This is a genomic window from Salinibacillus aidingensis (assembly GCF_039522525.1).
In the GTDB taxonomy this organism is placed as follows: domain Bacteria; phylum Bacillota; class Bacilli; order Bacillales; family Alkalibacillaceae; genus Salinibacillus; species Salinibacillus aidingensis.
The window spans coordinates 440,641-451,371 of sequence record NZ_BAAADO010000004.1; the positions used below are offsets into that span (position 1 = coordinate 440,641).

Sequence of the window (10,731 nt, forward strand, 5' to 3'; positions counted from 1 at the left end):
TGTAAGACAAATAAAAATTTTAAGAGTTTAGGTTTGTATAATATTAAAAGGCATAATAGCTGATATAGTATTTTTTGTTACTCTCAACAAGCACAAGTAGTAAAGTTCACCGCGACATGACCATCAATCATAGTAAATTGTTGTCTATAAACTAAAAAAAGCTCGCAAAATTATTTGAAAGCAATCTTTTTATGGGAATTTTATTCGATTCCATTGTCTGTGAAAGACATTTCTAATTCAGGTAATACAAATTGTCAAATTGGTAAATAATGAATATGAAGTAATGTTTAGAGGTGGTGTATCCTTCTATGGAAGACAATCGCTTTACTATGAAAATTAATGACCAGGAATTCGAAGCTATTGAAGGTCAATCAATTTTGGAAGCAGCATTGGAAAATAATATTTATATTCCGGGTATCTGCTCCTCCCAGCCGGATCTCGGGATTGGGGCTATTCAGACTTGTGATACCTGCTATGTGGATGTAAATGGTGACTTAAAACGTGCCTGTTCTACGGATGCACAGCCAAATATGGTTGTCAATTCAGTGTCCGAAACGGCTAAAGAGGCTCAATTAGAAGGAATGTCACGTATTTTGAAGAATCACGAGCTGTATTGCACCGTTTGTGACAACAATAATGGAAATTGTGAGGTACATAACACAGCTGAGTATTTACAGCTCGACCATCAGAAATATGAATTTACTCCAAAACCATATCCGCCTGACAACTCCCACCCTTTTTACCGGTATGAACCGGACCAGTGTATTTTATGCGGTTTGTGTGTGGAGGCCTGTCAGGATCTTCAGGTCAGTGAAGTGCTAAGCATTGATTGGGAACGCGAACAGCCACGAGTCATTTGGGATGATGATGTTCCGATTAATGAATCATCCTGCGTTTCCTGTGGTCATTGTGTTTCCGTCTGTCCTTGTAACGCACTAATGGAGAAATCCATGCTTGGAGAAGCCGGTTATATGACAGGAACTCCTAAAAATATTTTAGAGCCTATGATTGATTTAACTAAAGAAGTAGAGCCTGGCTATCAGGAGATTTTCACCATATCAAATGTTGAAGCAACGATGCGTGAAGACAGGATTAACAAAACGAAAACGGTTTGTACGTATTGCGGGGTTGGCTGCAGCTTTGAGGTTTGGACAAAAGATCGGGAAATCCTGAAAGTCCAGCCTACCAGCGATGCTCCTGTAAATGGAATTTCCACTTGTGTAAAAGGAAAATTTGGCTGGGATTTTGTAAATAGTGAAGAACGTCTGACAAAACCACTTATCCGTAAAGGGGATAAATTTTACGAAGCAACCTGGGAAGAAGCATTAACCCTTATGGCTGATAAATTTACTGAGCTAAAGGATAAGGAAGGCTCTGATTCTCTCGGTTTTATTGCTTCCTCCAAGTGTACAAATGAAGAAAATTATCTGTTCCAAAAGCTGGCCCGGTCTGTATTTGGTACAAACAATATTGATAACTGCTCAAGATATTGTCAAACCCCTGCGTCTGCAGGACTCATGCGGACAGTTGGTATCGGTGGTGACTCTGGTACGATGGAAGACATTGCAACATCTGATTTAGTTATTGTTGTCGGAGCAAATCCAACCGAGTCCCATCCAGTGCTGGCTACAAGAGTTAAAAGAGCACACAAACTTCACGGTCAAAAGTTAATCGTATCTGATTTGAGAAAAAATGAATTAGCTGATCGTGCTGATTTGCATATTCACCCTGAACCTGGTTCTGATCTTGTATGGATTTCAGCTGTAACCAAGTACATTTTGGATCAGGGCTGGGAAGCCAAAGAATTTTTAGAAAATCGCGTAAATAATGTGGAAGAATTTAAGCAATCCCTGGAAAAGTTCACACTTGAATACGCAGAAAAGCATGCCGGTTTATCAAAGGAAACACTTATTCAAACAGCTGAAATGATTCGGGACGCAGAAGGTACATGTATTTTATGGGCTATGGGCGTTACGCAGCACATGGGTGGTACAGATACAAGCACAGCTATTGCTAACCTGTTATTAGTTACAGGGAACTTTGGGAAGCCTGGTGCAGGAGCCTATCCTCTCCGTGGCCATAACAACGTACAAGGAGCCAGTGATTTTGGTACAATGCCAAACTTCCTCCCTGGTTATGAGCCGGTGGAAAAGGATGAGGTACGTTCCCGCTACGAACAGGCATGGGGGACTGAACTTCCAAAATACCCTGGTTTAAACAATCATCAAATCGTAGAAGCAATCATGGATGGAAACGTCAAAGGAATGTATCTTTTTGGAGAAGAAATGGGCCTCGTTGATTCAAATATCAATTATGTTGAAGAAGCTTTTGAAAAACTCGATTTCTTTGTCGTTCAGGACATTTTCTTCTCTAAAACTGCCCAGTATGCAGACGTTGTCCTCCCTGCTGCTCCAAGTTTGGAGAAAGAAGGAACTTTTACAAATACGGAAAGAAGAATTCAGCGTTTTTATCAGGTCATGGACCCGCTTGATGACTGTAAGCCTGATTGGCAGATTTTCCAGGAGTTTGCTAACAAAATGGGCGCCAACTGGGATTATAGTCATCCATCAGACATTATGGATGAAGTAGCAAAGTTGGCCCCGGTCTTTGCCGGCGTGAGCTATGATCGTATGGAGGGCTGGGACAGTCAAGTGTGGCCGGTAAAACCAAATGGGGAAAGTACACCGTTACTTTATGAAGAGCGTTTTAAGTTCCTGGACGGAAAAGCGCGCTTATTCCCTGTTGACTGGACTCCTCCTCTGCAGATGGGAGAAGAATTTGATCTTCACTTAAACAATGGTCGTCTTCTGGAACAGTTCCATGAAGGAAACATGACCAATAAATCAGAGGGAATCAATCATAAAGTATCTAACCCATGGCTGGAGGTTTCACACGAGCTTGCTAAAGAACGTAATTTACAGTCAGGCTCACTGGTACGTCTCACCTCCCCTTATGGAAAAGTAAAGGTACGAGTCTTAGTAACCAATCGCGTGACCGGCAACGAATTGTATTTGCCAATGAACACAACGGAAAATGAAAAAGCCGTGAATAAATTGACCAGCAGCTATTATGATAAGGACACCCATACACCAAACTATAAAGAGACACAGGTGAAAATGGAATTACTGGAAAAAGCCGGAGAGCCTCCTCTCCCTGCGCATAACCACCGTTTTGGCAATCCACAGCCCCACATCGGTGTAGAGGTAGAGAAAAAGTGGAACAGAAAGGACTTCACGCCTGTACCCGAAACGTTGAAAAGAGAGGGATCTTATCATGGCAAAAGCAATCACGCAAATTGAGCAAAAGAGGAAAAGTAAGCAGGAAGAACGTTCAGAGGATTTATCGGCAATCATTAATCAGATTGCCGATAATCGGGAGGTCATTCAGGATACATTAATTATTCTTCAGGAACTTCACGCAACAGGAGTTCTTGATATGCTGAAAGGTCTGCTTCGTACACGGGAAAAGGTTGGTCAAATTGCCATTGAGCAGATTAATCAGCCAGGCATGCATAACATCATTAAAAACGGGATGAATACCATTGGATTACTTGCTGAGATGGAATCCGATCAACTGAAGGCCATGTTCAGTGGCTTGAATACTGGCCTGGAAAAAGCAGCTGAGAGTGCTAAAACCCAAGAAGAAGTTGGACTCTGGGGTCTTATGAAATCTGTAAGAGACCCCAACGTCCGCACATCCATGAATACGATGGTCAACTTTCTTGAAGGTATGGGAAATGGCCTGAATCAACAGAAAACACACTAATACAGGTGGTGTTATTCAATGATACAACATAAGCTATCCATTCCAAATCTGAAAAAAGAGGATGAGCGAAAAATCAGTGAGGCTCTGCATGATGTCTGGGGTGTACGCAATGTAAAAATTAACACCCAGACGAATGAAGCGATTATTTCCTATGACGAAGATGCAGGTTCATTACAGGACTTTCAACAGGCTGTGATCGATATGGGCTATGAAGCAAATACGAATGAAGAAGAAATTTAACAGGAGGTGTGCATAGTGCCCCGTATTTGTGAGGTATGCGGTCGTGTGGATGATGTGAACCATGAGGAGTTTCCATATGAAATTCTTGATGTCTGCCCTGATTGCTCAGACCATTTAATTCACCCCACTCATGAACATGAGGAATAAAATAAAGGCTTTAGCCATCAATCATTGGCTAAAGCCTTTTGTTTAAAAGTATTTGTTTTACACATCATTACGCAAATAAGCAAACCAGTAAAATGCTCCTACGAATATCGCTCCTCCTACTGCATTTCCCAGGAACACAGCCAGAAAATTCATCAGATAATCAAACCAAGTATAATACCCGGCGAATATGGCGGCAGGAATCACAAACATATTTGCGACCACGTGCTGAAAACCAATCGCTACAAAGGCCATAATCGGAAACCAGATACCCAGGATCTTCCCTGCAACATCTTCAGCTGCATAATTGAGCCATACAGCTAAGCAGACCAGCCAGTTTGCACCAACACCGGATACAAAGGCTTCAAAAAAATTATCTTCAATTTTAGCACCTGCAATATCAACGGTTTTATCCAAAAACGGCCCGGTTTCCGTTAAACCTAAAATATGACCAAAAAAGTATGCTACAAAAATGGATCCGATAAAATTACTAATCGTTATGATCAACCAATTGTTTAACACATGACTGGTCTTAATCTTGCCGGAAAATCTCGCAGTTGCAACGGCCATCATATTTCCTGTTAACAGTTCTCCGCCGGCGATTAAGACAAAAACCAGTCCTACCGGGAAGACTGCTCCACCAATAAATGCAGCCATGGATCCCCAGATTTCCTCAGGGAGATTTCCTGTTATCCTTATATCCAATAAAAATCCAAAAGCAATGAAAGCACCTGCTAAAAACCCTAATGCAAGCATTGTTGATAATGGTAAATGTGCTTTCTTTTCACCATGGTCTCTGGCTAGTTGTGCCGTTTTCTTGGGAGGATGAAAAGACATTTATAACCACCTAATCCTATATTTTTGTTCAATATCCTGGTGATATTTTTCCACTAACAACAATTACTTTATTCACAATCCTAGGAACCATAAGTTGCCTGTCCCTTTTAATTTTTAATGAATTATATTAATGACCGCAAAAAAAGAACATAAAAAGGATAACTTTTTAATCATAACTTGTCCCCTATTCATTCATATCCTGACACCAATGCTGAAAAACTTTACTCCCCTGATAAAAGTCTTCATTATAGTTGTTCTCATGATCAACCGTCCAACACGTGGCAAGTACCGAATGGCAAAATCCCCATTCTATCAAGCGATCTTTATTCAAATTTCCTTCTTCGACTAAAATTTGAATACGTCTATTAATTGTGGTTGATCTATTTTTCTTAGGAAGTTGATTTAGTAAAAATTGTACAAAGTCATACTCTCTTTCCCCAATCAAACCTTTAGGATCAATGGTCGTCCACTCACCTTCCACTCCTGTAGCAAGAATATTATCATGGTGGAAATCTCCATGCAGGAGCCATCTCTGTTCACTTGTAGTGTTCAAATGAGAGTACATGGAGAGAGCATTATTTAGTATTGTTACCGAATAAGGACCTAGACCATTTGGGTTTTTGATAGTTATATTCCGAAGATGATTTTCCATTGTTTCTGTTGTAGGAAAAGATGTTGTATTATGTACAGGATACGTCAAAGTCTCATGCACTTTTGCAGCTATTTGTGTTCTTTTTTCATCATTTGACATATTAGATAAGGGGTGCCCAGGTTCGACTTTTGTTAATAACAGGATCCCTCGTTCTCTATCATAATCAAGAAGCTCAACCATATTCATGGTGTCATATCGTTTCAATGCTCTTAATTCATTTAAAAATTCTTCTCCAGGAATACATATCTTCACCATAATTTGTTCCCCATGTTCACGAATAGCTGGTGCTACATAATTTATCGAAAGGGATAGAGGTTCTTTCATTTGTAAGCCCCATCTCTGCTTACTATAGGCGATTAACTCAGGTAATTGGTTTAACCATTTCCTCCCTTCTTCTTTAAAATGAAATTTTACATTATTCACAAAATCAGTTGGCAGCTGCACTGAATTCCTCCCCTCTATAATTCAAATTGGTTCTTTATGATGCGGGCAACCTCCTCTGGACTTTTATTAGTATTATTTATTCGCATATAATTTTTCCGGGTAATTTCTCCCGGTTTGGAATTTAGTCGATATTGATCCATGGATTTTATCAGTTCATTCTCTGAAAATTGAACATCTCTTTTTGTTGGCTTTTGCTCTAAACGATAAGGAGTTTTGTTACGTAAAACTCTTTCGTCCTTGTCCGCTTCAAGCTCCACAAAATAAACCTCTCCTCCATTCGATTCAAAAATGGAACAAATCTCATCAACAAATTGCCAGTCCTCCTGTTCATTAAAGGCCCACACATATGTGAAGATAAGCCCTTCCAGGTCACTCCTGGCGACTTCACGAAAGATTTCATAGCGAAACATATCATTCAGATGGTTAAACGACTTACTCCCAAATTCAAAGAAATTCAGCACTAAGTCAATCGTCATATGGTTATGAAACAGCTTTAAATCTGATACTTTCGTTAAGGCATGGCCTACTGTCATCTTCCCGACCGCTTGTGGTCCGAAAATTAAAACAAATTTCATCGTCGTTCTCCTTCCCCTCTTTATTTATTTACATCTGCCCTAACCTTCTGAAAAATGGGACAATATTCCTTTATTAAAACACAACGTTTGGTTCTATTTCAAGATACGGTTATTTAGTATCATGACAATAACGACAAAGAACTGTACACATCATCCCAATATAAGGAGGTTTTTTGAGTGCTGGAACAAGTTCGTTTAATTGATTATCAGGTGATTGAGCAAATGGATAATACCAATCAAGTGCCTGAGGGTGTACGTTTTATACGAGCCCCGGAAGTCTGGGAAAAGTCAAGGGGGAGAAATCAGACCATTGCCGTTTTAGATACAGGGTGCGCGGACCATAAGGATTTAAGAAATAACATTACAGGTGGGCGCAACTTTACAAATGACGACAATGGAAATACTGAGATTTATACGGATTATAATGGTCACGGGACACATGTAGCAGGTACAATAGCGGCAACAGAGGATGGAGATGGAATTGCGGGTGTTGCTCCTGAAGCACAATTACTGATTGTAAAAGTTTTAGATGAAAATGGTTCCGGACAGTATGATTGGATCATTCAAGGGATTCAATATGCTGTCGAACAAGAGGTTGATATGATATCCATGTCTTTAGGGGGACCTGAGGATGTTCCGGAGCTCCATGAAGCCATTAAAACGGCCGTGCATGAGCATAACATTCCTGTCGTTTGTGCGGCAGGAAATGAGGGGGATGGCGACCATGAAACCAAGGAATTAGCCTACCCTGGATCCTATAATGAAGTAATCAGTGTAGGTGCAATAGATTTGGAAAGAAACTCCTCTGATTTTTCAAATTCCAATAAACAAGTTGATCTGGTCGCTCCAGGAGAACAAATTACATCTACCTATCTTGATGGGAAATACGCAACGCTAAATGGAACTTCTATGGCTGCTCCCCATATCACAGGTTCCCTGGCGCTTATTAAGAGCATTGAAAATGAAAACTTTGGACGGAATCTAACAGAAGCTGAATTATACGCTCAGCTTATTAAGCGTACAGTTCCATTAGGATTTTCACCAAAAGTTGAGGGGAATGGAGTTATCTTTTTGCCTCTGCTGGATTATATACAGGACGTTTATCGGGAGTTAAATATTCAGCTTAAAAATCCTTCGTCTAATTAAATGAACTGCTTCACCAGGACTCAGTCACCAAATCCAATAAAAGCTATATTCAGCTTAAAAGGGATAAAAAGCGCAATCTTCAGATAATAAATCGCTGACTATTTACATTTGGTCACATCGACCGTAGAACGATTACATCCTCTGTTAGCAAACTTGAACGCCGGCTGCTTTATCCATACAATGGGCAGTGTAAAGGGATTAATACTTGATTTAGAGGAGGAGTGATCGTATGAAAGACTTCTATCCATCCAGAGTAAACCCAGAGCCTTCTATTATGGAAAGGAAGGATCCGGTGCTTTATGGATCTCAATCAGATGGACCTCTAAACAACACAGAACTGGATTTTTACAAACAAAACGGCTACATATTCCTGGAAAAGATGTTCACAGATGATGAAGTAGATGTTCTGCGCAAAGAATTAGATCAGACGATGAATGACCACAAATCTGTTGAGAGACCTGATGTTGTCCGTGAGCAAGGTAGTGATGAAATTCGTTCCATTTTTGACGTACACAAGAATACGGAATTTTTTCAGAAGCTATCTTCACATGAACGTCTGGTCAATATCGCCCGTCAACTGCTTGGAGACGATGTTTACATCAACCAGTCGAGAATTAACTTTAAACCTGGTTTTAAAGGAAAAGAGTTCTACTGGCATTCTGACTTTGAAACCTGGCATGTGGAGGACGGAATGCCGCGTATGCGTGCCGTAAGCTGTTCTATTATTTTAACCGATAACTATGAATATAATGGGCCGCTTATGCTCATTCCTGGTTCACAGAATTATTATGTGCAATGTGCGAGCGGAACACCGGACAGCCACTTTGAGCAGTCCTTAAAGAAACAGGAATTTGGAACACCGGATAATGAGAGTCTGAAATGGCTGGTCGACCAAAGCGGTGGAAGAATTGATCGTGCAACAGGTCCGGCTGGCTCTGTATTATTCTTTGAGAGTAACATTATGCACGGGTCGAGCGGTAATATTTCACCATTCCCGCGCAGCAATGTGTTCTTCGTCTTTAACAGTATCCAGAATAAATTGGAGAAGCCATTCTCGGACCTGACACCAAGACCTGAATTTTTGGCCAACCGGGAAAATATTAAGCCAATTCAGCCGAAACCGTTTGATTTAACAAAGAAACTCATACAATCTTAGTGGAAAGTTTAGGGAAAAGGTTCTTGCCTTTTCCCTTTTCGATTTTATGGTGATATTTTAGAGGATTAACGCTGTGGAATGATGAATACGTTACAATAGATGAGTAAGGAGGAATGAACAATGAAGAATGTAAAAATTATACGTATACCAGTTGCTACGCCAACATTATGGCCAAACACCGAAACAAACTGTTATCTAATCGGGAGTGAACACGAATCATTACTGATAGATGCCGGGTATGATACAGAAGAAACGAAAGATAAAATTGAGCAGGCTGTTGAAAAACATGAAGTTCAGCCTCCTGAGTCGATTTTATTAACCCATTCGCATCCGGACCATGCCCCTGGTGTACGTCAGCTAAGGGATTTATCTCCAACCGTTTATTGTCATCAGGCAGAATATGACCCTATCGCCGATTCAATCTCCCCTGTTAAAGACATTAAAACGTTAAATGACGGTGATATTTTAACGATTAACCAAACAAAAATGGAAGTTATTCATGGCCCCGGTCATACTGCCGGCCAATTAAATTTATACATTCCATCAGAAAAAATGTTATTAGCCGGAGACAATGTTGTATCTGAAGGAACAACCTGGATTGGCCCACCGGATGGAGATATGAGTGACTATTTAAATACCTTACACCGTTTAAAAAAGTTAGATATTGATAAAATCGGTCCGGGGCATGGAGAATGGGTTGTAAATCCAAAAGAAAAGCTGGAATTTATTATTGCCCGTAGATTAAAACGTGAACAGCAAATTAAAGACTTGCTTAATGAATATGAGCAATTGTCTGCAAGTGAGTTAACACAGTATATTTATAAAGATCAGATTCATCCAAGTGTATTTGATGTTGCTAAGCGTACGATTGAGGCTCATTTAAACAAATTAATTAAAGAAGGTCAGGTGAAGCAACAAAATAACAGCTACACAACTTCCATATAATCATTATTCTATTACGTTGTCCGGCATTTTGAGCGGTCCGCCATTGTTGTAATGCTTAAGGGTTCGCAAGGATGTAATCGTAGGTGGAACAAGCTTTAAATTCCCTTTTTCAAAATCTTCAAGGGCCTCTTCAGGTGTCGTCCAGAATGCATGATCAATTTCCTTCCAATCCGGAGAAGGTGTTTGATGATTAGGTAAGTCTGCGATAAAAAAACGGGTATCGAAACGGATTGGGCTCGTTGGTGGGGTTATACGGCGCCCAAAATAGCGTAGAGCTGAACTGTCATATTTAAAATTTTCCTTTTTCAACATCTCCAAAAGGGAAATACGATTGTTCACCAATAATTTTCGATAATCGTCTTTGGAATGTTGCTTAAAAGTCAAGTCATTGTTCTCCGATTTGGCTAACAATACACCAACTTCTTCAAACAGCTCCCTGGCGGCTGCGATATAATGAGCGGACGAAAAGGAATGGTGCTGAAATTCTGGAAAAGATTCATGTTCTTTTGGTTCATCTTCTCTCTCAACCGCTCCTCCCGGAAAGACGTAGTACCCACCAAGAAACTTCATCGTTTCCGGTCGTTTTGTAAGATAAACCTTTCCCTTATTCATAAGAATGACCGTTGAAGCAGGTCTTGGATTTGAACTCAATTGGTTTCTCTCCTTTATCCGGCATTAAAAATATGCTTTTATATACATATTCAACACAAAAACTCTTATCCCTTTTCACTGGTTCCAAGTCAAATGTTGGGGTGAGCACTTCGCTCACTCCTAATTTATGCGACCCGAACTTTTATATTTTTGTACTGATGATGTAATAACACCTT

The 10,731-nt window shown here is 40.2% G+C and carries 11 protein-coding genes; 7 read left to right on the forward strand and 4 right to left on the reverse strand.

The window, feature by feature from the left end:
* The first annotated feature begins 308 nt into the window (after positions 1-308).
* The 4 genes from fdhF to ABD006_RS12280 are packed head-to-tail and all read left to right on the forward strand — an operon-like array spanning position 309 to position 4,152.
* Positions 309-3,299, forward strand: coding sequence for a formate dehydrogenase subunit alpha (gene fdhF, locus ABD006_RS12265; protein ID WP_343841456.1), 2,991 nt, complete (start codon positions 309-311; stop codon positions 3,297-3,299).
* Positions 3,274-3,765 carry a helical membrane plugin domain-containing protein gene (locus ABD006_RS12270; RefSeq protein ID WP_343841458.1) on the forward strand — a complete coding sequence of 164 codons (492 nt, stop codon included), beginning with the start codon at positions 3,274-3,276 and terminating at the stop codon, positions 3,763-3,765. Before fdhF ends, ABD006_RS12270 begins: the two co-directional genes overlap by 26 nt.
* 18 nt (positions 3,766-3,783) lie before the next feature.
* Complete coding sequence (locus ABD006_RS12275) at positions 3,784-4,005, forward strand: heavy-metal-associated domain-containing protein (RefSeq protein ID WP_343841461.1); 222 nt, start codon at positions 3,784-3,786, stop codon at positions 4,003-4,005.
* A gap of 15 nt (positions 4,006-4,020) precedes the next feature.
* Complete coding sequence (locus tag ABD006_RS12280) at positions 4,021-4,152, forward strand: hypothetical protein (protein WP_255453292.1); 132 nt, start codon at positions 4,021-4,023, stop codon at positions 4,150-4,152.
* A gap of 57 nt (positions 4,153-4,209) precedes the next feature.
* On the opposite strand, the gene ABD006_RS12285 is transcribed toward ABD006_RS12280, so the two are convergent.
* From ABD006_RS12285 to ABD006_RS12295, 3 genes are all read right to left on the reverse strand, one after another.
* Positions 4,210-4,986 (reverse strand): formate/nitrite transporter family protein, encoded by a 777-nt coding sequence (locus tag ABD006_RS12285; protein ID WP_343841467.1) that lies wholly within the window; start codon positions 4,984-4,986, stop codon positions 4,210-4,212.
* A 184-nt stretch (positions 4,987-5,170) separates the two neighbouring features.
* Entirely contained in the window at positions 5,171-6,061 is an 891-nt protein-coding gene (locus tag ABD006_RS12290) for an aminoglycoside phosphotransferase family protein (RefSeq protein WP_343841470.1), read from the reverse strand.
* Between the two features lie 35 nt (positions 6,062-6,096).
* Positions 6,097-6,657: a DEAD/DEAH box helicase family protein gene (locus tag ABD006_RS12295; RefSeq protein WP_343841473.1), complete on the reverse strand. Its 561-nt coding sequence runs from the start codon at positions 6,655-6,657 to the stop codon at positions 6,097-6,099.
* A 177-nt stretch (positions 6,658-6,834) separates the two neighbouring features.
* Between ABD006_RS12295 and ABD006_RS12300 the strand changes: the two genes are divergently transcribed.
* The 3 genes from ABD006_RS12300 (at position 6,835) to ABD006_RS12310 (ending at position 9,904) form a co-directional block, all read left to right on the forward strand.
* On the forward strand, positions 6,835-7,803 hold the full coding sequence (locus ABD006_RS12300; protein WP_343841476.1) for a S8 family peptidase: 969 nt from the start codon (positions 6,835-6,837) through the stop codon (positions 7,801-7,803).
* Between the two features lie 229 nt (positions 7,804-8,032).
* Positions 8,033-8,959 carry an ectoine hydroxylase gene (gene thpD / locus ABD006_RS12305; protein ID WP_343841478.1) on the forward strand — a complete coding sequence of 309 codons (927 nt, stop codon included), beginning with the start codon at positions 8,033-8,035 and terminating at the stop codon, positions 8,957-8,959.
* Between the two features lie 120 nt (positions 8,960-9,079).
* A complete protein-coding gene (locus ABD006_RS12310; protein ID WP_343841479.1) occupies positions 9,080-9,904 on the forward strand; it encodes an MBL fold metallo-hydrolase in 825 nt (274 codons plus the stop codon).
* A 3-nt stretch (positions 9,905-9,907) separates the two neighbouring features.
* Here ABD006_RS12310 and ABD006_RS12315 read toward each other — a convergent pair whose 3' ends face one another.
* The gene (locus tag ABD006_RS12315) at positions 9,908-10,555 is read right to left on the reverse strand and encodes an NUDIX hydrolase (RefSeq protein WP_343841483.1); all 648 of its coding nucleotides are present in this window, start codon (positions 10,553-10,555) and stop codon (positions 9,908-9,910) included.
* Between the last annotated feature and the right edge of the window lie 176 nt (positions 10,556-10,731).